At 65.6% G+C, this 24,666-nt stretch carries 22 protein-coding genes; 8 read left to right on the plus strand and 14 right to left on the minus strand.

Annotated elements, in window-relative coordinates:
- Window positions 1–152 precede the first annotated feature (152 nt).
- Both KQ297_RS02310 and KQ297_RS02315 read left to right on the plus strand, forming a co-directional pair.
- Window positions 153–623 (plus strand): hypothetical protein, encoded by a 471-nt coding sequence (locus tag KQ297_RS02310; protein ID WP_259738004.1) that lies wholly within the window; start codon window positions 153–155, stop codon window positions 621–623.
- Between the two features lie 10 nt (window positions 624–633).
- Entirely contained in the window at window positions 634–1,566 is a 933-nt protein-coding gene (locus KQ297_RS02315; RefSeq protein ID WP_259738005.1) for a mechanosensitive ion channel family protein, read from the plus strand.
- Between the two features lie 45 nt (window positions 1,567–1,611).
- Here KQ297_RS02315 and KQ297_RS02320 read toward each other — a convergent pair whose 3' ends face one another.
- The 8 genes from KQ297_RS02320 to KQ297_RS02355 form a co-directional block, all read right to left on the minus strand.
- Window positions 1,612–2,013: a fasciclin domain-containing protein gene (locus tag KQ297_RS02320; RefSeq protein ID WP_259738006.1), complete on the minus strand. Its 402-nt coding sequence runs from the start codon at window positions 2,011–2,013 to the stop codon at window positions 1,612–1,614.
- Between the two features lie 32 nt (window positions 2,014–2,045).
- Window positions 2,046–3,338 carry a CO2 hydration protein gene (locus KQ297_RS02325; protein ID WP_259738007.1) on the minus strand — a complete coding sequence of 431 codons (1,293 nt, stop codon included), beginning with the start codon at window positions 3,336–3,338 and terminating at the stop codon, window positions 2,046–2,048.
- Window positions 3,335–4,819 carry an NADH-quinone oxidoreductase subunit M gene (locus tag KQ297_RS02330; protein WP_259738008.1) on the minus strand — a complete coding sequence of 495 codons (1,485 nt, stop codon included), beginning with the start codon at window positions 4,817–4,819 and terminating at the stop codon, window positions 3,335–3,337. Before KQ297_RS02330 ends, KQ297_RS02325 begins: the two co-directional genes overlap by 4 nt.
- 30 nt (window positions 4,820–4,849) lie before the next feature.
- A complete protein-coding gene (locus tag KQ297_RS02335; protein WP_259738009.1) occupies window positions 4,850–6,676 on the minus strand; it encodes an NAD(P)H-quinone oxidoreductase subunit F in 1,827 nt (608 codons plus the stop codon).
- A gap of 134 nt (window positions 6,677–6,810) precedes the next feature.
- A complete protein-coding gene (locus KQ297_RS02340; RefSeq protein WP_259738010.1) occupies window positions 6,811–8,127 on the minus strand; it encodes an SLC13 family permease in 1,317 nt (438 codons plus the stop codon).
- Complete coding sequence (locus tag KQ297_RS02345) at window positions 8,124–10,850, minus strand: HAD-IC family P-type ATPase (protein ID WP_259738011.1); 2,727 nt, start codon at window positions 10,848–10,850, stop codon at window positions 8,124–8,126. The genes KQ297_RS02340 and KQ297_RS02345 overlap by 4 nt, the downstream gene beginning before the upstream one ends.
- 66 nt (window positions 10,851–10,916) lie before the next feature.
- A complete protein-coding gene (gene ppsA, locus KQ297_RS02350) occupies window positions 10,917–13,343 on the minus strand; it encodes a phosphoenolpyruvate synthase (protein ID WP_259738012.1) in 2,427 nt (808 codons plus the stop codon).
- 27 nt (window positions 13,344–13,370) lie between these two features.
- The gene (locus tag KQ297_RS02355; RefSeq protein ID WP_259738013.1) at window positions 13,371–14,564 is read right to left on the minus strand and encodes a histidine kinase; all 1,194 of its coding nucleotides are present in this window, start codon (window positions 14,562–14,564) and stop codon (window positions 13,371–13,373) included.
- A 73-nt stretch (window positions 14,565–14,637) separates the two neighbouring features.
- On the opposite strand from KQ297_RS02355, the gene KQ297_RS02360 reads away from it, so the two are divergent.
- Window positions 14,638–15,414 (plus strand): Tic22 family protein, encoded by a 777-nt coding sequence (locus KQ297_RS02360; RefSeq protein WP_259738014.1) that lies wholly within the window; start codon window positions 14,638–14,640, stop codon window positions 15,412–15,414.
- Here the strand turns inward: KQ297_RS02360 and KQ297_RS02365 are convergent.
- From KQ297_RS02365 to hemH, 5 genes are all read right to left on the minus strand, one after another.
- Entirely contained in the window at window positions 15,408–15,656 is a 249-nt protein-coding gene (locus KQ297_RS02365) for a GIVxVP protein (protein ID WP_259738015.1), read from the minus strand. The genes KQ297_RS02360 and KQ297_RS02365 overlap by 7 nt on opposite strands.
- On the minus strand, window positions 15,653–16,045 hold the full coding sequence (locus KQ297_RS02370; protein WP_259738016.1) for a hypothetical protein: 393 nt from the start codon (window positions 16,043–16,045) through the stop codon (window positions 15,653–15,655). The genes KQ297_RS02365 and KQ297_RS02370 overlap by 4 nt, the downstream gene beginning before the upstream one ends.
- A gap of 35 nt (window positions 16,046–16,080) precedes the next feature.
- Complete coding sequence (ilvB, locus tag KQ297_RS02375; RefSeq protein ID WP_399251054.1) at window positions 16,081–17,853, minus strand: biosynthetic-type acetolactate synthase large subunit; 1,773 nt, start codon at window positions 17,851–17,853, stop codon at window positions 16,081–16,083.
- 173 nt (window positions 17,854–18,026) lie between these two features.
- The gene (locus KQ297_RS02380; protein ID WP_259738017.1) at window positions 18,027–18,608 is read right to left on the minus strand and encodes a M23 family metallopeptidase; all 582 of its coding nucleotides are present in this window, start codon (window positions 18,606–18,608) and stop codon (window positions 18,027–18,029) included.
- Complete coding sequence (hemH, locus tag KQ297_RS02385) at window positions 18,589–19,764, minus strand: ferrochelatase (protein WP_259738018.1); 1,176 nt, start codon at window positions 19,762–19,764, stop codon at window positions 18,589–18,591. Before hemH ends, KQ297_RS02380 begins: the two co-directional genes overlap by 20 nt.
- A gap of 200 nt (window positions 19,765–19,964) precedes the next feature.
- On the opposite strand from hemH, the gene KQ297_RS02390 reads away from it, so the two are divergent.
- From KQ297_RS02390 to KQ297_RS02410, 5 genes are all read left to right on the plus strand, one after another.
- Entirely contained in the window at window positions 19,965–21,065 is a 1,101-nt protein-coding gene (locus tag KQ297_RS02390) for a site-specific integrase (RefSeq protein WP_259738019.1), read from the plus strand.
- Window positions 21,066–21,112: 47 nt separating this feature from the next.
- The gene (gene cobO / locus KQ297_RS02395) at window positions 21,113–21,775 is read left to right on the plus strand and encodes a cob(I)yrinic acid a,c-diamide adenosyltransferase (RefSeq protein ID WP_259738020.1); all 663 of its coding nucleotides are present in this window, start codon (window positions 21,113–21,115) and stop codon (window positions 21,773–21,775) included.
- A 79-nt stretch (window positions 21,776–21,854) separates the two neighbouring features.
- Complete coding sequence (gene pyrH / locus KQ297_RS02400) at window positions 21,855–22,568, plus strand: UMP kinase (RefSeq protein WP_259738021.1); 714 nt, start codon at window positions 21,855–21,857, stop codon at window positions 22,566–22,568.
- 24 nt (window positions 22,569–22,592) lie between these two features.
- On the plus strand, window positions 22,593–23,132 hold the full coding sequence (gene frr / locus KQ297_RS02405; protein WP_259738022.1) for a ribosome recycling factor: 540 nt from the start codon (window positions 22,593–22,595) through the stop codon (window positions 23,130–23,132).
- Window positions 23,129–24,289: an NAD(P)/FAD-dependent oxidoreductase gene (locus KQ297_RS02410; protein WP_259738023.1), complete on the plus strand. Its 1,161-nt coding sequence runs from the start codon at window positions 23,129–23,131 to the stop codon at window positions 24,287–24,289. The genes frr and KQ297_RS02410 overlap by 4 nt, the downstream gene beginning before the upstream one ends.
- Here KQ297_RS02410 and KQ297_RS02415 read toward each other — a convergent pair.
- Window positions 24,286–24,660 carry a Crp/Fnr family transcriptional regulator gene (locus KQ297_RS02415; protein ID WP_185465238.1) on the minus strand — a complete coding sequence of 125 codons (375 nt, stop codon included), beginning with the start codon at window positions 24,658–24,660 and terminating at the stop codon, window positions 24,286–24,288. The two genes, KQ297_RS02410 and KQ297_RS02415, sit on opposite strands and share 4 nt — an antisense overlap.
- Between the last annotated feature and the right edge of the window lie 6 nt (window positions 24,661–24,666).

A 24,666-nucleotide genomic window follows, 5' to 3' on the forward strand; every position in this document is an offset into this window, starting at 1 on the left:
AATCCGTTTCTGATATTCCGGCCGGAGGGGTGGGCATCTCATGGAGTCTCTGCCTGAGATACAAGCGGGAATTACCGTGCCGTCAAGAGATCAGCAGGAGCGGAGTTCCTGGCGAGCCATCCCGACCCCTGAATGGATACTGGCTGGCACCAGTGGCCAACGAACTGGGCTTGAATCAGACCGACGCGTCCTCTCCCGATCACCACGAATCCAGTGGCGAAGGAGCCAACGACACAGAACCGGACCAATGGATCCAGCTGTCCGAATTATCCTGTGGCAGTTACCGGATCGCATCTGAGCTCTGGTTGGGAGGGTTACGGGTGGACCCGGATGACGAGAGCGGCAAAGTCCGTCAGAGCAGACCCGCGCTTCCCGATCTCCCCAGCCTGACGGATGAGGACCGCTACCTCCTGCACAGCCTGTTGATCCACGGAACCATGCGCAGGAGCCATCTCGCCTTCGGACTCGGGTTACCCAGCCACCGCCTTGAGCCGCGCATCCACAGGTTGCTCGCAGAGGGCGTACTCCAGGACTCTGGCGGGGAGCTGTCGGTGATGCCTGCCCACTACCCTTGCCTCGTCAAGGAGCTGGCAAACAGCAATCACTTCACCGGGGAGTCTTGACGCCATGGGAATGGAACTTCTCAATGTCCACCGAGTGCTTCGCCCAGCATTATTTACGGCTGCTGTTGTAATCCTGCCGGCCGTAGGCAGGGCCGAGACCACCAAGCAGCGCATTTTGACCGAAGTCACGCTGTTGAAGACGATTAGCGCAGTCGTTGCCACTCTCCTGGCCATCGCGGGTATCTTCCTGATCGAACGGCTCACCTCTTGGTTGTCTGAGAAGGTGGCAAGGCGTCATCGGCTGCTGATCAAGCAGTCTGTACCGTTCCTCAAGGGACTGATCCTGATCGTGACGGTCTCCTACCTTCTCGAGCAGTTTCTCAATCTCAATCAGAACAATCTTCTGGCTCTGTCCGGCACGCTGGCTGTGGCGCTGGGCTTCGCATTCAAAGACTATGTCAGCTCAATCATCGCGGGTGTAGTTTCGCTGTTTGAAGCCTCTTATCGCGTGGGCGATCGTGTCAGAGTTGGTGAGCAGTATGGGGAAGTCGTCGGTTATGGATTGCGCAGTTTTCAACTTCTCACCCCAGACGACAATACAGTGACCATTCCCCATAATGTTCTATGGACCGACCCGGTCTCCAATGCCAACAGCGGCCATCTGGAGGCCCAGGTGACCACAGATGTTTATTTCGATCATGATGTTGATGTGGATCTGGTGATGAACATCCTCTATCAGGCAGCCTATAGCAGTCAGTACACCCAGTTGAGACTGCCAATCGTTGTCGTGATGCAAGAGCATCTATGGGGAACCCAGTTCAAGTTGCGCTCCTATCCCATTGATGCCCGTGATGAGTTCGTTTATCGCACCGATCTGCTGATGCGAGCGAAACGAGCTTTCGCCCATCGCGGCCTCCCATACCCTCGCCCCCAACTTTCCTCGCTCCACCACTCCGAGCCACAGAACCGCCAGGCAGAAGAAAGCGGATCGCCAAGCTCTTAAGACAGTCTCGAAGCGAAAACATTCAATTGAAAGATCTTCAGGCCTTCAACCGGGTAGCATCACCCGGTTGATCACATGCACGATGCCGTTGTCGCAGACCACATCGGCCGCATTCACACTGGCATTTTTGACTTCAAAAGGATCGGCCCGGCGAATCGGCAAAGGCGCTCCTTCCAGGGTGGTCCACTCGTCCCGCGCGAGCAGATCCTCTTGCGTGTACTGCCCTGAGAGCACGTGGTACTTGAGGATGCGCGCCAGCTGCGGTGGATTCTGCACCAGGGTCTGAACGGTGCCCGGCGGAAGAGCTGCAAAGGCATCGTCCACCGGTGCGAACACAGTGAATGGACCCGGGCTGGCGAGGGCTTCGAGCAGCCCTCCGGCTTCGACAGCAGCCAGCAAAGTCTGAAAGCAACCTGCCGCACGGGCGGTATCAAGAATGTCGGCCACGGTAATGGGGGAGGAGGGAACGGTGGAGCAGCTCAGCGGTACTCCTGGGACTGCACGTCGCGCAGGCGTGCCTCGGGTCTGAGGAAACGATCCATCTGGCTTTCGAAGAAGCGACGGTTGGCGAGCAGGTGCTCGGGGTCAGGGTCATCCAGTGGATAGAACAACGCGGCCCGAAGGGCCTGAATCACAGCTGATGTCACGTTGTACATCGATCTCTGGAAAGTGATGCCCAACTGGATCAGCTGGTCTTCTTCACCGCGGCGATGGTTCAGGTAGATCTCCTGGAGATAAGGGGGCAGAAAATGGACCATGTCCTGCATCAGCAGGGTGGGAGGAATACCGGCGGATCCCACAGGGAAGACATCAGCATAAAGAATGCCGTAGTGGAAATCCGCTTGGTCAGCCGGCACCTGCCCCGCCTGAGCGTTGTACGACTTGGTGCCTCGGAATGGGGCAGTGCGGTAAAACACAGCTTCCACATACGGCAGAGCCGCTTCATACAGCCAGGTGAATCCTTCAGACTTGGGAATGATCTCCAGGCACTCTCCATTGATGTAAACGTGGTGATAGATCGGCCGGCCGGCCACAGCAAAGATGCCATTCACCAGAAAATTCATGGCATCTGGCACTCCGGCGAAGCCCCCTTCGTCGTAGATGTCACTCATCTCGAAAAAGACCGGTGCCATCACCTCCCAGAACAGACCGAGGTTGGCGTAGTAACTGAGCTTCCGCACCTGCTCCAGGAACATCTCCGGAAACAGCTTGTGCAGTCCAAGCATCAGGGGGTTGCCCTTGAAATAGGCCTTGATGGCCCGATCAGCATTGGCCTTGTAGGTGTCGCCCTCCAGATAGTCGTAGAAGCGTCCGCTCATGCCTTGGTGCCAGAACATGGCATCCATGCAGGCCTCGGCAAACTCCATGTTGATGCGGTCGTGCCAGAGGTGGTGGAGCAGCTTGGGCATCCGCCCCGTCTCCCCTTTGTGCATGAACTCCAGCAGTTCGGGGTGAGCCCCGGCCTCCCCACGCCAGATGCGCAGGTCGGCGCTCTCTCCGGCATAGGAATTGGGAAGATCGAGGTACTCCTGGCTGGGGAAATACTTGAAGGCCGGTAGGGGATTGAGGAACACCCGTTCGGCGATGTAGAGTAGATCACGCCAGTAGAAGTCCATCGGCACGGCGTAGGCCTTGTAGATGCCGATGATCTGCTTGAGGTTCTCCGGCGTGTCTGGAAGCATGGAGCCACCCGCCTCCAGCCGCTGCACCACCTCAGCGAAGGGGTGGGTGGAGGGGGGCAGGGCCGTGGGCTTCGGGGTCAGCACCGTCATGAGGGGAGCTCCTGAAGGATTGAAGGGGCGGCGGAAAGAGACGCGATCAGGGGTTGGTGACGAGCCAGGGGTGTGGTGACGGATTCACTCCAGCCCAGGGTGAGCGGTGGCCAGAGGCCACCCACCAGCACAAAGGCCGAGAGCACCAGGGCCGGCAATCGCTCGGGCCACGTGGTGGCGGGATAGAAGGCCTTGGCGTTGTCGAGCTTGCCGAAGCCCACCCGGTTGAACAACCGAATCGCGTACACCGCCGTCAGACCGGAAGCGAACAGGCAACCGAGGGTGGGCAAGGGGAACACGCTCCAGCTGCCCTGGAACACCACCAGCTCTGCCACGAAGCCCACCATGCCGGGCAGACCAGCGGCGGCCATCAGGGCCAGCAGGAACATGCCCAGGGTGAAGGGCAGACCGCGCAGGGGATTGAGCAGGCCGGAGAGTTCGGCGATCTCGGTGGTGCCCGTCTTGGCTTCGATCAGGCCCACCACACAGAACAGCAGCGAGGAGATCACCCCGTGGGCGAGCACCTGGGCGACGGCCCCCTGAAGGCTCAAGGGGGTGGCGGCCGCCAGAGCCAGCACCAGCAGACCCATGTGCCCGAGGGAGCTGTAGGCCACCAGCCGGCGCATGTCGGTCTGGGCGATGGCGTTGAGCGCTCCATAGACCGCACCGGCGGTGCCCGCCAAGGCGATCAGGGGCGCCCAGGCTTCCCAGGTCTCACCCATGAAGCCCACACCGAAACGCAAAAGGCCATAGGCCCCGAGCTTGGAGATGGCACCGGCCAGCAGCATCGCCACCGGTGACGACGACTCGCTGTAGGCGAGGGGCTGCCAGCCATGCAGGGGAACCGCCGGTAATTTCAGACCGAAAGCCAGCACGAGCAACCCCAGGATCCAGACCCTGGAGCCCTGAGGTAGCGCCGCTGTGGCCATGTCGTCGTAGGCGAGGCTGAAGCCATTGGCATTGAGCAGGCCGAGGGCCAGCACCGCCGACAGCAGGGCCACCCCCGACACGGCGCCATACAGCAGATAGCGAATGGCGGCCTGACGGCTGCGCTCGTGCCCATAGATGGCGATGAGCATGGTGGTGGGGATCAGGATCAGCTCAAACGCGATCACGAACAGCAGGCCATTGCGGGCCAGAAAGGCCCACTGAAGGCCCAGGTTGGTGGCCAGCACCAGGCCAAAGAACAGCCTCTGCCTGGGCATCTCCCTGCTGGTGGCCGCGATGGTCATCAATGTGAGCAGGGCCGTGAGGCCCACCAGCGGCAGCGAGAGGCCGTCCTGGCCGAGGTGAAAATCGAGTCCGAGCTGGGGCAGCCACTCCAACCGCAGATCGGCGGCAGGCTGAACAGCCATCCGGCCCATCAGCAGCAACTGCAGGCCGGGGATCACAAGGGCCAGGCGGCGGGGCCAGGGGCCGGCTGGAGCGACGATCATCGCCAGCACGGCCGCCAGGGGAAGCAACAGGAGGAGAAGCAGCATGGAAGTTGACGGCTGGGGAGACGACGGGCGTCAGAAACGAAGCAGGGACGGCGCCAGGGACGGCTGGCGCACAAGGATCCAGGCCCCCATCAGCAGCACGCCGATCAGCACCGTGAGCGCATAGCCCTGCACCCGGCCTGAGGTGCTGTAGCTGAGCCGACGGGCCCCCTCCATGGTCAGACCGCCACTGCGTTCGCTGAAGCCATCCACCAGGCGACGATCCACCCAGTGGCTGGCCGCTGCCAGCACCACCACCAGACCCACGACCGTACGGCGGTAGAAGGTTTCGGTGTGCAGGTCGGCCGCCAGCCAATGCTGCAGGCCATCCAGGGGATGAGGGAGCTGCTGCCAGGTGAGCGCTCCCCCCAGCAGGGTGGAGGCCACCAGGGGCAGGGCGAGGGGGCCCCAGCTGATGGCACCGAACGGCGTGGGGGCCAGCAGCACCGGCAGGTGCAGCACCAGGCCCGCTCCCACCATCGTGGGCAGCACCATCAGCCAGAGCACCTCAGCCGAGCGGGCCGTGAAGACCGATGGGGTTCCGCCCCAGATCCGCCGGAAGATGCGCACCAATCCAGCGCTGATCAAGGCATTGGTGAGCAGCAGCACCGCCAGCAGAGCCGATGGAGCGGGGCCATCGAGCAAAGAGCCGGCCAGTTCGCTCAGGGCGCCGAAACCGGCCAGAGGAGGCAGAGCCACCAGGCCGGCGGCACCCACCAGAAAGGCCATCCCCGTGAGTGGCCGCCTCGACCACAGTCCCCCCAGCTGGGTGAGGTCCTGGGTGACATTGCTGCTGATCACCGTGCCCACGGACATCAGCAGCAGAGCCATCGGCAGAGGATAGATCAACAGCATGTGCCAGGCCGCGTCCACAGATCCGCAACCCACGGCCATGAACAGCAGGCCGAACCAGCTGCTCACCAGAAACGACAGGGCCCGCTTGATATCCACCTGGGCCAGGGCGATCAACGCCCCCACCAGGGCCGTGGTGCCGCCCACCACCACCAGGAAGGCCTGGGCGGTGGGGCTGATGGCCAGCAGAGGATGCAGACGCAGCAGCACCCAGGCACCACCCGCCACCACCACCGAACTGCGCAGGATCGTGGAGGGCAGGGGACCTTCCATCGCTTCATCCAGCCAGAGGTGAAGAGGGATCTGGGCGCACTTGCCCATCGGGCCAGCCACCAGGGCCAGCAGGATCAAGGTGAGGGCCGGCGACGGTTTGGCCTGAGCGGCCCAGAGGGCCAGGTCGTTGAAGTTCCAGCTGCCCGCCATCGGCAGCAGGGCGATCACCCCGGCCAGCAGCACCAGGTCACCCACCCGTTTGGTGAGAAAGGCATCCCGGGCCCCCTTCACCACCAGCGACTGGTTGTACCAGGTGCCGACGATCAAGTAGGTACCCAGGGTGAGCAGCTCCAGCACCACATAGGAGAAGAAGAGCGAATCGGTGACCACCAGGGCGCAGAGACCGGCTTCGAAGAGATTCAAGGATCCGAAGAAGCGGGGCCAGCCCCAATCCATCTCCAGATAGCCGATCGCATAGACCTGGGCCAGGAGATGGACACCGCAGATCATCGTGATGGCGATCAACACGCTGCGATCAATCGTGGCGTCGAAATTGATGGTGAGCCCGGCGGTGGAGAGCCAGGTCCAGGTGAAGCTGAGGCTGCGGCCGGAGCAACCGATCCAGGCCAGCAGGCCATGGCTGAACGCAAGAAAGTTCATCACCAGGTTGAGATACCCGGCTGGCCGCGGTCCACTCTGGCTGATCAGACCAGGGGACCAGAGGAAGGAGAACAAACCGCCGATTAAGGGGTACAGCGGAATCAACCAGGCCGTCTCGAAGAAGGGGACGGTCATCGCGTTGTGCGGTTTGAGGGAGAGTCGAAAACCTTAGGGGTTTCTCCTGCTCAAGTGGTGGCCCAATGAAGTTGCGTTGCCTATGACTCCGTTAAGCGTGGTTGATCAGCTCCAGTCCCGCCAAGGAGCGCAAGTCAGCCGGGGGGCGATGGCAACTGCTGCAACCACAGGGCCGAGGCGGCCAGCTGCAGCAACACCGTGGGTATGCCGAAGCCAAGCCACTGGCGAAAGGAGATCGGGCATCCCTCCATACGACCGATGCCGGCGACCACCAGATTGGCCGAAGCGCCAATCATCGTGGCGTTACCGCCCAGGGTTACGCCCAGAATCAGGGCGAAGAAGCTCGGCAGCAGAGCCTGGGGCACCGCCCCAGCCGCTGAGAGAAGCCCCGCCTGGCGGCTGCTCTCAAGCAGAACAGGCGTGAGCGTGGCCAGCAGCGGGATGTTGGGCACCAGCGACGAGGCCGCTGCGCTGCTGAGCAGCAACCACTGGGGGCCGGCTCCGCTGTCGCTGCTGATCAGTCCGCTGAAGCTCACGGCAGCCGAGGCCAACACCCCCTGCCGCTCAAGGCCGCCGATCAGCACGAACAGGCCAATGAAATAGAGCAGGGTCGACCAATCGAGCCTGGAGAGCAGTCGCTCGACACTGACCACTCCGCTGCGGTGCACCACCGCCAGGCTCACGGCCGCTGCCGCCAGCGCCGTTGCCCCGGGCCTCAGGGGCACGGGCAGCTCCTCACCCCAGAGAAACAGGGGCAGCATCGCCAAAACCAGCGCCAGCATCACGCTGAAAACCCTGGGATGGAGCAGTTGAGGTGCCTCCTGCCGCAGGGCAGGCCGCCTCAGTCGCCAGGTGCTGCGGTAGAGCCAGGGCAGGGTGAGCAGCACCATCAACAGGCTCAGAACGCCTGCGCTCGCCACCTGGCGCCCGTAAGCCAGGAAGCCCAGGCCGATCTGGCTGGCCACCAGGTAGGTGGCGGGATCACCGATCACGGTCAGCAGCCCGGAGCTGTTGGCCGTGAGCACCAGCAGGATCAGCAACGGCCGCGGGTCCAGCTCCATCTCCCTGGCCAGGGGGGGCAGCAGCGGGCCGATCAGCAACACTGTGGCGGCATTCGGCAGCACCGCGCCGAGGGCCGCGGTGAGCAGCACCAGGCCCAGCAGCAGCCTGCGGCCTTCGCCGCGGGCCACCTCCATCAGCCGATGGGCCAGCACGGGAAAGGCACCGGTGCTCTCCATGGCCTGTACCACCACCATGATTCCAAACAGAAGCGTGAGCGTTCCCTGGGCCTGGGCCACGCTGGCTGCCGCCTCCGGCAGGCTGATCACACCGCTGAAGATCAGCCCCGAGGCCCCCAGCAGGGCCGCTGCCGTGAGCTGGGTCCATCCGCAGGCGGTGGCCAGCAGCACGGCCGCGACCGTGGCCAGGGCGATCCAGGCCTGGGGACTCAAGCGCCAGGCTCCACCGGCACCAGCTCACGGCCGGGCGGCTTGGTGGTGGGATCCAGCCGCTGTCCCGCCAGGGCCACAGGGATCATCGGCAGCATCGGCAGAGCACAGATCAGCCACTGCTTCAGGCTCAGGGTCTGGGTTCCGAACAGCTGGTTCATCCAGCCCAGCTGGCTGAAGGCCCACTGCAGCATCAGGGCCAGGGCCAGACCCAGCAGCAGCACCGGAGCCTGGGTCAGCTGGCCCCAGCCCCGCTCAGCGGCGCGTTGAAGCCCCTTGCTCACCTGGCTGATGCTGAGCAAATACACCATCTGGGCCAGCACCAGCCCCTGCACCGCCATGGTGCGGGCGCCGGCCAGATCCAGGCCGTTGTGGCGGCCCCAGGCGAAGAGGCTGAAGATCAGGGCCCAGTTGAAGGCCGACACCAGCAGAATCCGGCGGATCAGGCCGCCCGTGAGCAGCGGTTGCTGCGGAGGCCGTGGCGGCTGGAGCATCAGGCCTTCGCACCTGGGCTCGAAGGCCAGCGGCACCGACATCGTGAGCGAGCTCACCATGTTCAGCCAGAGCACCTGCAGTGCCGTGACCGGCAATTCAAGACCGAGCAGCGCCGCCAGCAGGATCGTCATCGAGGCGGCCCCGTTCACCGGCAGCACGAAGGCCAGCGATTTGCGCAGGTTCAGGTAAACGGCACGTCCCTCCTCCACGGCGGCCTCGATCGTGGCGAAGTTGTCGTCGGTGAGCAGCATGTCGGCGGCCTCACGGGCCACTTCAGTGCCGCCTCGACCCATGGCGATGCCGATGTCAGCCTGCTTCAGGGCCGGTGCGTCATTGACCCCATCGCCGGTCATGGCCACGATTTCGCCGTTGGCCTGCAGCGCTCGTACCAGCTCGAGTTTCTGGGCCGGGGCCACGCGGGCGAACACATCCAGCCGCTCCACGCTGCTGGCCAGCTGATCGGGGGCAAGGCTGGAAAGGGCCGGCCCATCGAGCCCTTCCAGGAGGCCGACACCGCGGCCAAGGCCGATCTGGCTGGCGATCGCCAGGGCCGTTTCGAGGTGGTCGCCGGTGATCATTTTCACCCTGATCCCAGCCGCACGGCAGGCCGCCACCGCGGCCACCGCCTCAGGCCGGGGCGGATCGAGCATGCCCTGCAGACCCACGAACTGCAGACCACGGGCCACATGGTGTTCCTCGAGGCTGGGTTGCTGCGGCAGGGCCCAGCCCACCGCAAAGGCCAGCACCCGCTGCCCGCGGCTGGCCATGGCGGCCACGGCTTGCTGGATGGCGTCGCGATCGAGGGGCTCCTCCGCGCCGCTGGCGCCAAGCTGGCTGAGGCAACGGGGCAGCACGGCTTCCAGGGAGCCCTTCACCAGGATGCGGGCACTGCCGTGCAGGGTGGCCATGTACTGCCGTTCGGACTCGAACGGAATCGCATCACGCCGGGGGTGCTCAAGCAGGCTGCGCTCATGATCCAGGCCCGCGGAGCGGGCCGCCACCAGCAGGGCCGTTTCCGTGGGGTCCCCCACCAGCCCGTCCTCCTCGCTGTGGCGGGCGTCATTGCAGAGCAACCCCGCCAGCAGGGTTTCACCCATGGCTCGGTTCTTCCCCAGGGGATCCTCCCCCCAGAGGCTCTCAAGACTGCGAAGGTCTCCTCCGGCGTAGATCTCCTGCACCAGCATCCTGTTCTGGGTGAGGGTGCCGGTCTTGTCGGAGCAGATCACGGTGGTGCTGCCAAGGGCTTCCACCGCCGGCAGCTTGCGGATGATCGCGTTGCGCAGGGCCATGCGCTTGACCCCGATCGCCAGGGTGACGGTCACGATCGCCGGCAGCTCCTCGGGGATCGCCCCCACAGCCAGGGCCACCGCGCCGTCGAACATCTCGGCGGAACCCCGTTGCCGGATCAGACCGACGGCGAAGGTGAGGGCCGCCAGCACCAGGATCACCTTCAGCAGGGTCTGGCTGAAACGCTGAAATTTGCGGGTGAGCGGAGTGCTCAGGCTCTGGCGCTGGCGCAGCACCGTGGAGATCTGTCCCACTTCGGTGGCGCCGGCGCAGGCCACCACCAGCCCCGTGGCCTGGCCCGCGGTGACGAAGCTGCCTGCATGGGCCATGCCTCGGCGATCCCCCAGGGCGGCATCCACCGGAACCGCCTGGCACGATTTCGTCACCGGCAGTGATTCGCCCGTGAGCGCCGATTCGTCGAGCCGCAGTTCACGCACCTGGAGCAGGCGCAGGTCTGCGGGCACCCTGGCGCCAGGGCTCAGCCTTACCAGATCGCCGATCACCAGCTGCTCGGAGGGCAGGCGCAGCTCCCTTCCGCCTCGCACCACATCCACCTCCGTACGCACCGACTGGGCCAGTGCCGCGATCGAGGACTCGGCCCGATCCTCCTGCACGAAGCCGATCACCGCATTGATCAGCGTCACGCTCCAGATCACCAGCGCTTCACCGAGGGAATCGATCCAGAGCTTGATCAGGCCCGTGATCAGGAGCGTGTAGAGCAGGGGATTGTGGAACTGATCGAGGAAGCGGAGCCAGCCCGGCCGCCCCGGCAGCTCCGTGAGCTGGTTGGGACCCAGGCGGGAGAGGCGACGGGCCGCTTCCTCGTCGCTCAGACCACGCTCGGGGTCGCTGCCAAGCCGGGTCAGCAGCGCAGCGCTTTCGAGGGCGTGAAACGGCGGGTCCTGGGGGTTCTCGTCCCACGGTCGGGACGTCGGGCCTGACATGGAGCAGCGCGACGGAAGGTGACGCTATCGACCCCGCCACCCGGCCGACTCCAACCTGCTGGTTTTTCAGCCGGCGGCTGCCAGTTCGGTCTCGATCGCGGCGATCGCCAGCCGGGTGGCGATCAGCGCATCGGGATTGAGGCTGATCGAATCGATGCCTTCCTTCACGAGAAAGCGGGCGAATTCGGGGTAGTCGCTGGGGGCCTGGCCGCAGAGGCCGATCGGCCGGCCGCAGCGGTGGGCGGTGCCGATGGCGAGGTGAATCATCTCTTTGACGATCGGATGACGTTCATCGAACAGGTCCGCCACCAGGGAGGAGTCGCGGTCGATGCCGAGGGTGAGCTGGGTGAGGTCGTTGGAGCCGATCGAAAATCCATCGAAATGCCGCGAAAAGGCTTCAGCGCCGATCACGTTGCTGGGCAGCTCGCACATCACATACACCTTGAGATCATCTTCACCACGCACCAGTCCGTGGCGGGCCATCTCCTCGAGCACCCTTGCCCCTTCCTCAGGGGTGCGACAGAAGGGCACCATCGGGATTGTGTTGCGCAGGCCCATCTGGCAGCGAACCCTGAGCAGGGCACGACATTCCAGCCCGAAGGCCGCACGGAACCCCGGGGAGGTGTAGCGGGCCGCTCCCCTCCAGCCGATCATCGGATTGGCCTCCTCGGGCTCGAAGGCCTGGCCACCGAGCAGGCGGGCGTACTCGTTGCTCTTGAAATCGGAGAAGCGCAACACCACGGGTTTGGGATGGAACGCCGCTGCGATCCGCGCCATGCCCTGGGCGAGCCGGTCCACGTAGTACTCGGCGGGGTCGTCGTAGCCGGCGGTGAGGCTGGCGATGGCCTCGCGCTCGGCGGGGTCGCTCACCCGCTCCGGCTGAAGCAGGGCCATGGGATGCACCCGGATGTGGTTGGCGATGATGAATTCCAGCCGGGCCAGACCGACGCCGTCGCAAGGGATGGCCGCGAAGCGGAAGGCCTTCTCCGGATTGCCCACGTTGATCAGGATTCGGGTGCGGGTGCTGGGCAGGTGCTCCAGCTTCTGCTCCTCCATCTCGTAGCGGAGCAGACCCCGATAGACCATGCCGTCCTCCCCCTCCGCGCAGCTGATCGTGATCGGCTCGCCGTCGTGGATGAGCTCGGTGGCATTGCCACATCCCACCACCGCGGTGATGCCCATTTCCCTGGCGATGATCGCGGCGTGGCAGGTGCGTCCGCCCTGGTTGGTGATCACCCCCCTGGCCTTCTTCAGGATCGGTTCCCAGTCGGGATCGGTGCGCTCGGTCACCAGCAGATCGCCCACTTCGAAGCGGTCGATGCCACTGGGGTTGAGGATCACCCGGGCGCGGCCCGTGCTGATCGAGGCTCCGATGGCGCGTCCGTGGGTGATCAGCTCCGCCTGATGCGGCTTGAGATGCCAGCGGCAGAGCACGGAGCCGGACCGCCTGGATTCGACTGTTTCAGGACGGGCCTGCAGGATGAACAGCTCTCCGCTCTCCCCATCCCGGGCCCACTCGATGTCCATCGGTGTGGACGTCCCCTGGCGGGCGCTGTAGTGGTCCTCGATCAGACAGGCCCAGCGGGCCAGGGTGAGGGCCTCCTCATCGCTGATGGCGTAACGACCACGCTCCGGCTCCGGCACAGGCTCGTTGCGCACCGTTCCCCCCTTGTCGTACACCATGCGTATGGCCTTGCTGCCCAGGCGTTTGCTGACGATCGCCGCATAGCCCTGACGGAGGGTGGGCTTGAACAGGAGGATCTCGTCGGGGTTGACGGAGCCCTGAACCACGTTCTCGCCCAGGCCGTAGGCCGCGTTGAGCAGCACGGCGTTGCGGAAGCCGGTTTCGGTGTCGAGCGTGAACATCACGCCAGCGGAGCCCAGGTCGGAGCGCACCATCCGCTGCACCCCGATCGAGAGGGCCACTTCCAGGTGATCGAAGCCGTTGATCTGGCGGTAGGAAATGGCCCGATCGGTGAACAGGGAGGCGTAGCAGCGCCGGCAGGCGGCCAGCAGATCCTCCTCTCCGCGCACGTTCAGGTAGGTCTCCTGCTGGCCAGCGAAACTGGCATCAGGCAGATCCTCCGCGGTGGCACTGGAGCGAACCGCCACAGGTCCTGCTCCCAGCTCGACATAGGCCTCCGCCACGGCATCGGCGAGCTCCGACGGCAGGGTGGCCCCCAGGATCAGATCCCGGGCACCCTGGCCGGCCTTCTGGAGAGCCGTTATGTCGCCGCTGTCGAGTTCGGCGAGGATGGAGCGCAGGGGACCCTCCAGGCCGTTGGACTGGAGAAACAGGCGGTAGGCGGCCGCGGTGGTGGCAAAACCGCCGGGCACCCTCACCCCCTGGCTGGTGAGCTCGCGAATCATTTCCCCCAGGGAGGCGTTCTTGCCGCCCACCTCAGCGATCGCACCGATGCCCACCTGCTCGAAGGGGCGCAGCAGCGGTGGTCTCGACACGGTGGACACCGCCGGGAATGGATCGGGGCCCATGGCGATCGAGTTGCGCAGTAACCCAGGCTAGGTACGGCTGGCGCCTGGGTCCGCCTTCAGCGGTGTCAGTCGCAATTCCCCGGCGGGGGGGGTTCCCGGCGTGAGGTCAAGGCGGCTGGCTGCTCCCCTCAGGACAACCGGCTTACCCGCACGACGGGCCTGGAGGGCGTCGCAGAGATCGAGCGGCTTGGCCTTTGGATCCAGCCAGTCAAGTGACCAGGAGCGGGTCTTCTCCCCCGCAAGGGAGGAGACCGCCACCAGTTGACCGGTATCAAACCCGGCGGCTTCCACCAGACCGGGGGGGTAGCCATACCGTTGCTCGAACACCAGCTCGAAGCGATCCCAGCCCGGACCGCGGCTGAGGGAGTCCACACCCAGCTGGGCCAACGGCAGCGGCTGGCGAACTGGAAACGGCCAGACCAGGGTCAGGTTCTCCGGCAGGTCAAGGTCGGCCACGGCCTGGGCCAGGGGACTGTCGGGTGTCGTCATCACCACCAGGGAGGCGGGGTTGTACCAGCCCACGTCATCGCGCAGCTGGTCCATCAGCTCGGGCTCGGGATTGATGATCGCCTCGGGTTCGTTGGTGGGACCCACAGTCCAGCCGCCCCCTCCTTCGATCGTCTCCACGAACCGATCAGCCAGGGCGGCCTGCTCAGCACCACCGTCATGGATCACCATCACCTTTCCATTGCCGTCTTCCAGCAGGCCCCTGGCCAGCCGGTCGGCCTCAAGGCTGCGGGTGGGGAGCACAGGCCAGAGCCTGTCAGCGCCCACCTGGCTGGGCAGTCGTTGCAGTGAGTAGCCCCGTTGCAGCGGCAGCAGCACGTTCACCCCCCGGCTCTGGGCCAGGCGACCGAAGGGCAACAGGTTGACGGCTGGCGGCGCGATCAACAACTCAGGCATCGGAATGCCCGCCAGCAGAGCTTCGGGATCCTGTTCCGGTGGAAGCCAGCCCAGGCCAAGACTGGGCGGCTGCACCCCGCAGGCGAGGGTCTCCTCCATCGCCAGCCCGTACCCCCGTCGCAAACCATCTCCAACGCCCGCCAGCAGCCCTTCGCTGGGGAGCAGCATCAGCACCTGCTGCGGAAAGGGGGTGGTGGCCGCCAGGCTCTGCACCCCCACCAGCACAGCGGCAAGACCGACGCCGACACTCCAGAGGGGCGTTCGGGCCCCGCGCGGTGGGGAAGGTTGGGGCCCGCTTTCCAGCCCGCCAGTGGTCATGGCCTGTACCGTCCAGCCCAGCGAGGTTACGTGCAGCTTCGTTCCTAGGTTTGAGTTCCAAAATGAGGGACGCATGAAGAGCCTCACCGCTCCAGGGCGCACTCCACAGCCGAGGCCTTCGCGCCGGGGCCGCCTGATCGGCCTGCTGGCAAGCTGCGCTTTCGGGTGGATCACCCTTCCAGGTCTGCTGCTGCCACTGCCGGCTCTGGCCATTCCCCAGCAGGAGGCCATGAAGAAGCTGGCGGTGATCCCTGTCTTCCTGCTCACCGATGCCAAGGGAATCCCGCTGCCCCTGGAGCGGGACAAGGCCTTGGTGCTGCCCCTGTATCTGGATCGAACCAAGGCGAATCAGGAACTGGCGGCGTTTGTGAAGGCCAACCCAACGGTCAAGGCCGGTGTGTTGCCGATGCCGATGAATGTGGCACTGGAACTCGTCCAGAAGCTCAACAAGTCGTCGAAGGATCGCAAGCTGCTCTCTCCGGTGATCCCCACTTCAACCAACCTCAGCCAGGCCCGCAGCCTGCTGGGCAAGCAGGGCCTCGATCAGAAGTCGATCCAGGAGGGGCTCTCGGTGCCGGTGTTCTTCACCAAGCCTCTGATCACCGTCAAGATGGAGCAGGGGGAGCGGGGACTCTTTTTCTTTGATTACGCCTCGCTGCAGAAAGCGATGGCGGGCATTCCCGATCGCAGCAAACTCACGGTTCAGGCCGCTGATCTCACTGCAGTGATGGATCAGATCGTCAAGCAGAAGAACGACATCTACGCCTTCTACCCGACGCCGGAGTATTTCCGTTTGGTGCAACAGCAATCCCGCGGAGAGGGCGCATCACCGGCTGCGGGCTCTCAGTGAGAGCTCGACGTTGACTCTCTGGTGTCCTGCCCTGGTGTTTCAGAAGGCGGTCGCTCAGGCTCGGAATCCGGCAGCAGCTGAGTGAGCAACCCTCCGGCCAGCAGCACCGCACCGATGCCGAGGGCAAGGGGACGATTGGACCCAGGGGACTCCCCCTGCCAGATGGCAGCGCTGAGAAACGCCCCCCCCAGCAGGAGGCTGGGCACCAGCACGATCCCCTTGGCGGTGCGATTCAGGCTCATGGCGACTGGGGCTGGGGCTGGGGCTGGGGCTTCAGGTCAACGGATGGGCAGCCGCTGGGAAGAATCAACGCGGGCAGGGGCTCGGCCAAGCCGGCAGCGATCAGTCCTGAGCCCAGATCAAGACCCTCTCGCAGCACCTGAACGCGGGCAAGCAGCACCCCATCGGCGGAGTCCAGTGGGCGCAGATTCACACGGGTGCGGCGGGGCAGCTCCTGGCGGAGCCAGTCTTCGGCGGCGTCTGCGTGCTCCGGGGTCACGCTGATGCAGCCGAGCTGCACCGGGTAGCTGCGGTTCTGATCGCCCACCTGCAACAGCACACCACTGCGCACCTGCAACACTTCGGCTGCAGCCGCCGGTGGGCAGGCCCAAGGGTTGAGCAGCAGGCCCATGGCCAGGGTGAAGCTGAGCAGGAGGGAGAGAGGGCTCAGAGCTTCGCGCCGCAGCTGGGACAGAACAGATGGGCGCTTTCGGTACTGAAGCCGCAGGACCCACACTGACGGGTGGTGTCGATCGCCAGCTCCGGATGGGTGGGGAGACCCACCATCTGGGCGTTACTGGCACCGGGGGGCACCATCGGATAACAGTTCTCATCGCGGCGCACCCGCACATCGATCAGGACGGGACCCGGATGGGCCAGGGCCTCGCTCAGCTGGTCGCGGAAACCGGCTCGCTCGCTGATCCCCACCCCCCTGACGCCGAAGGCTTCGGCCAGCCGCGGGAAATCGGGCATGCCGCGGGTCATCTCCGAGGCGGAATAGCGCTCGCCGTAGAAACTTTCCTGCCACTGCCTCACCATCCCCTGCCAACCGTTGTTGAGGATCACCACCTTCACGGGCAGGTCGTATTGGGAGAGGGTGCCCAGTTCCTGAATGTTCATCAGGATGCTGGCATCGCCAGCCACGCAGATCACCTGGTCGTCGGGGAAGGCCACCTGCACACCCATGGCCGCCGGCATGCCGAAACCCATGGTGCCGAGGCCGCTGCTGCTGATCCAGTGCCGCGGTGGGTTGTTCAGATACTGGGCGGCCCACATCTGATGCTGACCCACGTCGGTGGTGATGAAGGCATCGGGAGCCAGATCGCGCAGGGCGAGCACCACCTCCTGGGGGGCGATGGCGCCCTCCGGGGAGGGAATCACCAAGGGGTAGTGGCGCTTCCAGCGGGCGATGCGTTCGAGCCAGGGACCGGTGCGTCCATTGCCGCTCTCGCCCTCCGAGGCGCTCAGCAGGGCCTCGAGGGCCAGGCGGACATCCGAGACGATCGGCACCTCCGGCAAGCGGTTCTTGCCCACCTCAGCCGCATCGATATCGATGTGGATCACCTGGGCGCGGGGGGCGAAGCTGTCGAGGCGTCCGGTGACCCGATCGTCGAAGCGGGCTCCGGCCGCGATCAGCAGATCACACTCGGTGACGGCGAAGTTGGCGTAGGCCGTGCCATGCATCCCCAGCATTCCCACCGCCAGGGGATGGCGTTCATCGAAGGCCCCCTTGCCCATCAAGGTGGTGGTGACCGGCAGCTGGAAGCGCTCGGCCAGGGCGATCAGGGAGGCGTGGGCGCCGGAACTGATGGCGCCTCCACCCACATAGAGAAGCGGACGTCGTGACTGACGGATCAGTTCGATCGCCCGGGCGATCGATTCAGGGGCGGGACCCTCCGGCAGCCGATATCCGGCAGGGATGGCCGTGCCCGGCTCCACGGGGGTGTAGTCAAATTCTTCGAGCCCCACGTCTTTGGGGACATCGATCAGCACCGGACCGGGACGCCCCGTGGAGGCGATCAGAAAGGCCTCGGCCACGATCCGGCCGATGTCGGCGGGGTCGCGCACCACCCAGGAATGTTTCACGATCGGCAGGGTGATGCCGAAGATGTCGGTTTCCTGGAAGGCGTCGGTGCCGATGGCGGCCCGGGGCACCTGCCCAGTGATCACCACCATCGGCACCGAATCCATCTGGGCCGTGGCGATGCCGGTGACCAGATTCGTGGCACCGGGACCGGAGGTGCCGAAGCACACCCCCACCCGGCCGGTGGCGCGGGCGTAGGCGTCGGCAGCGTGGCTGCCACCCTGCTCATGACGCACAAGCACGTGCTTCAGCCAGCCCCGGCTCTCAGCCTTGTGCAGGGCGTCGTAGATCGGCAGGATCGCTCCTCCCGGGTATCCGAACACATCGGTGACCCCATGGCGATGGAGGGCGTCCATCAGGGCATCGGCCCCAGACAGGCGTCCGGGAACCTGCTGGGCTGATGCCTCGGCCTGGATCAGGGAGCTGGCCGCGCCGGTGGCCGGGCTGGCTGCTGGACTGGCTGCGGTGGATGTCACGGGGGTCACGGTGGCGGGCAACACACGCAACGGGAGACCGTCAGCGTAGGAGCTCACTTCCGGCGATGGGAGAACTGTTGCGAGGACCGTGGCTGCAGCCGTCGGCCACGCACCATGGCCCTCAGGATCAGCCCTGGATCGAGCCAGGTCCCCCGGTAGCGGATCCCCCAGTGAAGGTGGGGGCCCGTGGTACGTCCGCTCAGGCCCACGTGGCCGATCAGCTGGCCTGCTCTCACCGCCTGACCAGGGCGCAGCAGCACCGGTCCACTGGCGTAGGCGCCAGCTCGCACCTCTCCCGCCAGGTGGCAATACACATGCTCGTAGGGGCCTGAGCGGATCTCCACCCCCACCCCGCAACCGCCGTCGCGGAAGACATCGGACACCACACCGGTCCACCAGTTGCGGATCGGGGAACCCAGGGGTGCGGCGATGTCGAGGCCGGAGTGCAGTTCCGCACCACCGCCCGGGCCCGTGCGGCGGCCGAAATGGCTGGTGAAGCCGGCAAAGTGCACGATCGGGAACACACCTCGGGCCCAGCGAAGCTCCGAGCGGGCAGGCGGGAACAGCGCCAGGCTCAGCTGCAGCCCCAGAAGTCCAGCGGCGACGCCGCATCGTCTAGAGCAGGCCGAGGGCATGGAGCGGTCCGCGTCCACTCAGCAGCTCCAGGAGGAAGGCCGAGAAGCCGAGCATGGCCAACCGACCGTTCCAGACTTCGGAACTGTTGTTCCAGCCCCAGGCCCATTTGTCCTGGGGATAGAGCTTGACCTGGGTGGGCAGGGCGGCGGCCTGGTCGAGATTCACCTCGGGTCCGGCCTGGGCCTGCTGCACCAGGTCGGCCAGTCCCTTGATGAAGGTTGGGTAGGTGTCAAGCGCGGGGACGCGCACGAAGTTGCTGATTCCGGCTTCCGTGGCGATCTCCCGGTACTCGATGTCGATTTCCTCGAGGGTTTCGATGTGCTCGCTCACGAAACTGATCGGCACCACGACCAACTCCTTCACGCCCTCCTCCCCGAGCCGCACCAGGGCTTCGTCGGTGTAGGGCTTGAGCCATTCCACCGGGCCTACCCGGCTCTGGTACGCCAGGGTGTAGGGGTTGTCATGGCCGAGCAGCTCTTCCAACTTGCCCATCACCAGCCTGGAGCACGCTTCGATCTCCTGTTGATAGGGATCACCGGCTTCCTCCACATAGCTCTTCGGCACCCCATGGGCGCTGAAGAAGACATGGGCGGAGCCGGGATCCTCGCAGCTGCGCACGCCAGCGGCGATCAGCTCCGCCATGGCCAGCACATAACCCGGATGGTCATACCAGCTGCGGATGCAGCGGATGGGCAACCTGCTGAAGGAAGGATCGGCCTGGCGCAGGCGTTGCAGCTCCCGGAAGCTCGAACCGCTGGTGCTGATCGAGAAATGGGGATAAAGCGGCAGCACCACCACCTCATCGACGCCATCCGCTTTGATGTCACCCACGGCTGATTCCGTGAAGGGATGCCAGTAGCGCATCGCCACATAGGTGGTGGCTTGGACCCCCCGCTGGCGCAGTTCACTCTGCAGCTCGCGAGCCTGCTGCTCGGTGATGCGGCGCAGGGGTGAGCCGCCGCCGATGGCGCGGTACGCCTCCTTGGACTTGCTGCTGCGCAGGGTGCTGATCAACCAGGCCAGAGGCTTCTGCAGCAACGGGGTCGGCAGCCGGATGATCTCCGGATCAGCGAACAGGTTGTAGAGAAAAGGCCCAACATCTTCGATGCGCTCAGGCCCGCCGAGGTTCAGCAACAAAACGCCGACCCTGGCCATACCCGAAGTGTTCCGCCGATTGGCTCAGAGCGTAACCCTGCTGCTGCCCCCTGGCGGCAGCAGGCGGCGATCGATAAGGTCGGCCGACTCTTCGCTGCGGCGGAGGCCAAGCCAACGCTGCCACCCCACCCCAGGCCGGAACCGCTCTGACTCCAACCCTCGCCGCGATCGACACCGAGCTGCGCCAGGAGAACGACCGCTTGGCGGCCAGTGGCCTCGCCCTGCGGCTGGAGCGGCGGGGTGGGCGTCTGGCCCTGCGCGGACCCCTTCCCTGCCCACGGGGCGGTCCCCAGCGGGTGCAGCGCCTGAGCCTTGGCCTTGAGGCCACCTCCAGCGGGCTGATCCAGGCCCGCCGTGAGTTGAAACGGGTGAGCCAGGCCCTGCGCCAGAAGCGTTTTGACTGGAGCGACTGGGGTCGCGCCCAAGGATCGACCTCGGGGCTGGAGCGGCTCAAGGCCTTTGAAGGGGCTTTCTTCGCCGACCCCCGCCGCCGCCGCAATCCGGCCGGCAGTCGCACCACCTGGACCGCGGCCTATCAGCCCTATGTGCGCAGGCTCCGTGTCCTGCTGGAGCAGGGGGAACCCCTGACCAGCGCTCTGCTGGTGCAGGTGCTGGAGGCCTATCCCCCCGCCAGTCGCAGCCGTCAGCAGTGCGGCACGGCTCTGGCCGCCCTGGCCCGGCAGCTGGAGCTTCCCCTGCCGGAAGATTGGCGCGAGCGAGCCTCCGGCTACGGCCTGCACCAGGCCCAGTACCGGCGCCTGCCCAGCGATGCCCAGCTGCTGGAGTGGGTGGAGCGCATTCCCAACCCACGCTGGCGCATGGTTTACGGCCTGATGGCCACCTACGGACTGCGCAATCACGAGGTGTTCTTCGCTGATCTATCAGCCCTGGCCCCGGGGGAGGATCGCGTGATCCGGGTGCTTCCCACCACGAAGACGGGGGAGCACCAGGTCTGGCCCTTTCAGCCGGAGTGGGTGGATCGCTTCGAGCTGGCCCCGCTCGGGGAGCGCAGCGAACTGCTTCCCGCCGTCTGCACCGATCTCAGGCGCACCACCCTTCAGCAGGTGGGGCGACGGGTGGCGGAACAGTTCCGTCGCTACGACCTGCCCTGCACCCCCTACGACCTGCGTCATGCCTGGGCCGTGCGCACGATCCACATCGGCCTGCCCGACACGGTGGCGGCGCGGATGATGGGCCACTCGGTGGCGATTCACACCCGCACCTACCACCACTGGATCACCCGGCGTGACCAGCAGCAAGCCGTGGATGCCGCCCTCGCCAGGCTTCGGCCGACCCCCTGAGCGGGCCAGCACGCCAGAGTGACGACCGGTTCTCGAGCTCAGCGCCCATGTCCGATCAACTCGATCAGGTGGCTGCGGAGCTCGGCCCCGGCGGGGACCTTGCTCCCGAGCGCGACGCTGAGGCCTACCGCCGACGGATGAAGCGCCGCCGGGAGGTGCAGCAGCAACGGGTGGGGGAGCGCAGCCTCGAGAAGGGCCTGGTGCTGGTGTTCACCGGTGACGGCAAGGGCAAGACCACCGCGGCCCTGGGCCTGGTGCTGCGCACGCTTGGGCACGGCGAGAGCGTGGCGGTGGTGCAGTTCATCAAGGGTGGATGGCAGCCGGGAGAAGCCCGGGCCCTGCAGCGGTTCGGCGACGACCTGGCCTGGCATGCCCTCGGCGAGGGCTTCACCTGGGAGACCCAGGACCGGGAGCGGGATCGGGAGCTGGTTCAGCAGGCCTGGCAGCGGTCGATGGGGTATCTCGCGGAGCCCGAGCGCAGGTTGGTGGTGCTCGATGAGGTGAATGTGGCCCTGAAGCTGGGCTACCTGGAGCTGGATCAGGTGCTCGAGGGCCTCGACCGTCGCCCTCCCTTCACCCATGTGGCCCTGACGGGCCGGGGGGCACCCCAGGGGCTGGTGGACCGCGCCGATCTGGTCACCGAGATGCGGCTGGTGCGCCATCCCTTTCGCGAGCAGGGGGTCAAAGCCCAGGCGGGCATCGAGTTCTGAGCCTGGCAACTGGGATTCAGTGCTCGCGGCCGAGCTTGCTACTGTTCCGGCGACTGTGGTCCGCGTGCGCTGAATTCCGATGGCTTACCAGCGCGTTCTGCTCAAACTCAGCGGTGAAGCGCTGATGGGCGAGCAGGGCTACGGCATCGATCCCGCCATCGTCCAGGCCATCGCCGCCGATGTGTCAGCAGTGGTCACCGCAGGCAAGCAGCTGGCCATCGTGGTGGGCGGAGGCAACATCTTCCGGGGTCTGAAGGGTTCCTCGGCAGGCATGGACCGTGCCACCGCCGACTACGTGGGCATGCTGGCCACGGTGATGAACGCCATCACCCTGCAGGACGCCCTGGAGCGGGAGGGAGTCCCCACCCGCGTGCAGACCGCCATCGCCATGCAGGAAATCGCTGAGCCCTACATCCGTCGCCGCGCCATTCGCCATCTGGAGAAGGGACGGGTGGTGGTGTTCGGGGCCGGCTGCGGCAATCCCTTTTTCACCACCGACACCACGGCAGCCCTGCGGGCCGCCGAGATCAGCGCCGACGTGGTGCTCAAGGCCACCAAGGTGGATGGTGTCTACGACAAGGACCCGGCCCACCACGCCGACGCCGTTCGTTACGACCAGCTCACCTTCCAGGATGTGCTCAGCGGTGAGCTGGCCGTCATGGACAGCACCTCCATCGCCCTCTGCAAGGACAACGCCATCCCGATCGTGGTCTTCGACCTGTTCGGGCCCGGCAACATCGGCCGCGCCATCGACGGCGAGCCGATCGGCACCCGCATTCTTCCCGCCGGCTGAAGCCGGAGTCTCCCGATAGCACCCATGGACCTCGAAGCCAGCATGCGCAAGTCGCTGGAAGCCACCCAGCGCACCTTCAACACCATCCGCACCGGTCGTGCCAACCCTTCCCTGCTCGACAAGATCACCATCGAGTACTACGGCTCCGAGACCCCGCTGCGGTCGGTGGCCAGCCTCTCCACCCCCGATTCCCAGACGATCCAGATCCAGCCCTTCGACACCGCCGCCATGCCGGCGATCGAGAAGGCCATCGCCATGAGTGATCTCGGCCTGACACCCAACAACGACGGACGCCTGATCCGTATCAACATTCCCCCGCTCACCGCCGACCGTCGCAAGGAGTTCTGCAAACTGGCCGCCCGCTATGCCGAAGACGGCAAAGTGGGCTTGCGCAACATCCGCCGCGACGCGATCGACAAGGTCAAGAAGCTGGAGAAGGAGGGTGAGCTCTCCGAGGATCAGAGCCGCGACGAGCAGGACAAGGTCCAGAAACTGACCGACCGCTTCGTCGCCGAACTGGAGAAGAGTCTCGCGGAGAAGGAAGCCGACATCCTCAAGGTGTGAGCGTGGCCGCTGCAGAGTCGTCCACCGACACCGATGTGATCGTGGTGGGCGCCGGGGCGGCCGGGGCGGCTGCGGCCTATCACCTGGCGGCCAGAGGCCGGAGGGTTCGGTTGCTGGAGGCTGGCCGCCTGCCCCGGCCCAAGCCCTGTGGAGGCGGCATGGCGGCGTCCGTGCAGCGACTGTTTCCTTTTGATCTCACCCCGGCGGTCGATCGGGTGATCACCAAGGTGCGCTTCACCTGGTGCCTGGACGATCCGGTGATGGCGGAACTGCCGGGGGAAGCGCCCTTCTGGATCGTGCGCCGCTCACGCCTGGATCAGTTCCTGGCGGAGCAGGCTGTGGCCTGCGGGACCGATCTGCTCGAGGCCACCGCCGTGGAGGCGATCAAGCGGGAAGGCAATCACTGGCGCGTTCACACCGTCGGTGGAGCCCAGCTCAGCGCCAGAGCCGTGGTGATTGCCGATGGGGCCAGCTCGGCATTCACCCATCCCCTGGGCCTGGGATCACCCCAGCCCCGCTTCGCCTCGGCCGTGTCGGTGGAGGTGGAGGGTGAGGTGCTCGAGCCCGATACGGCTCATTTCGAATTCGGTCTGGTCCGCCATGGCTTCAGCTGGGCCTTCCCTCGCCAGGGGGGCCTCAGCATCGGTGTGGGCAGCTTCATCGGCCGCGAGCCTCTGGAGGCCGAAGCCGTGCTGGCGCGCCTGCTGCCCAGTTTCGGGCTCCCTCCGGGCAGTGGTGAGCGACGGGTCTGCCCCTTGCGGGTCTGGGATGGCCATCACCGGCTCCACCATGAGGCCGGGGCCGTGGTGGTGGGGGATGCGGCCTCGCTGGTGGATCCTTTCCTGGCGGAGGGACTGCGCCCCGCTCTGCTCAGCGGCACCAGGGCCGCTGAGGCCCTCGACCGCTGGCTGGGTGGTGAGACCAAGGCTTTGGCGGGCTACAGCGACAGTCTGCGTACGGAATGGGGGCAGTCGATGGCCTGGGGCCGACGCATTGCCCAGGTGTTCTACAGGCTGCCCAGGGTGGGGTATCAACTGGGGGTGAAACGCCCTACGGCACCCCGCCGCATCGCCCAGATCCTTTCCGGAGAAATGGGCTATGGCGACATCGCCCAGCGGGTGATCCGCCGCCTGATGTTCAGCCGGGGTCAGGGCTAACGCAGGCAGTCCTTGAGCTGCCGCAGACGTTGATCGATCGAGCTGAGCAGTTCAATGGCGAACATCGGTGATTCCTGAACGGCAAAAAGGAATTTCTCCCGGTTCATCACCAGGATCCTGCAGGGTGTGATGGCCCTGGCATTGCCGTAACGGCGGTGATCTGGGGTGACCAGGGCACCGGCACCGAAGACATCACCCTCCCTGATCTCCTCGTGGCCGGCGTCACCGTTCCAGCTCAGCTGGACGCTGCCCTGCAGCAGGCCGAACATGCAATCGCCTGATTCGCCGGCCCTGAAGATCAGATCGCCGACCTCATATTCGCGCACCTCTCCCTGGCTGGCGAGGGAACGCAGGGTGTCGAGGGCATTCACGGATTC

Origin of the sequence: Synechococcus sp. CS-205, from assembly GCF_025128255.1 — a bacterium.
GTDB lineage: Bacteria > Cyanobacteriota > Cyanobacteriia > PCC-6307 > Cyanobiaceae > Regnicoccus_A.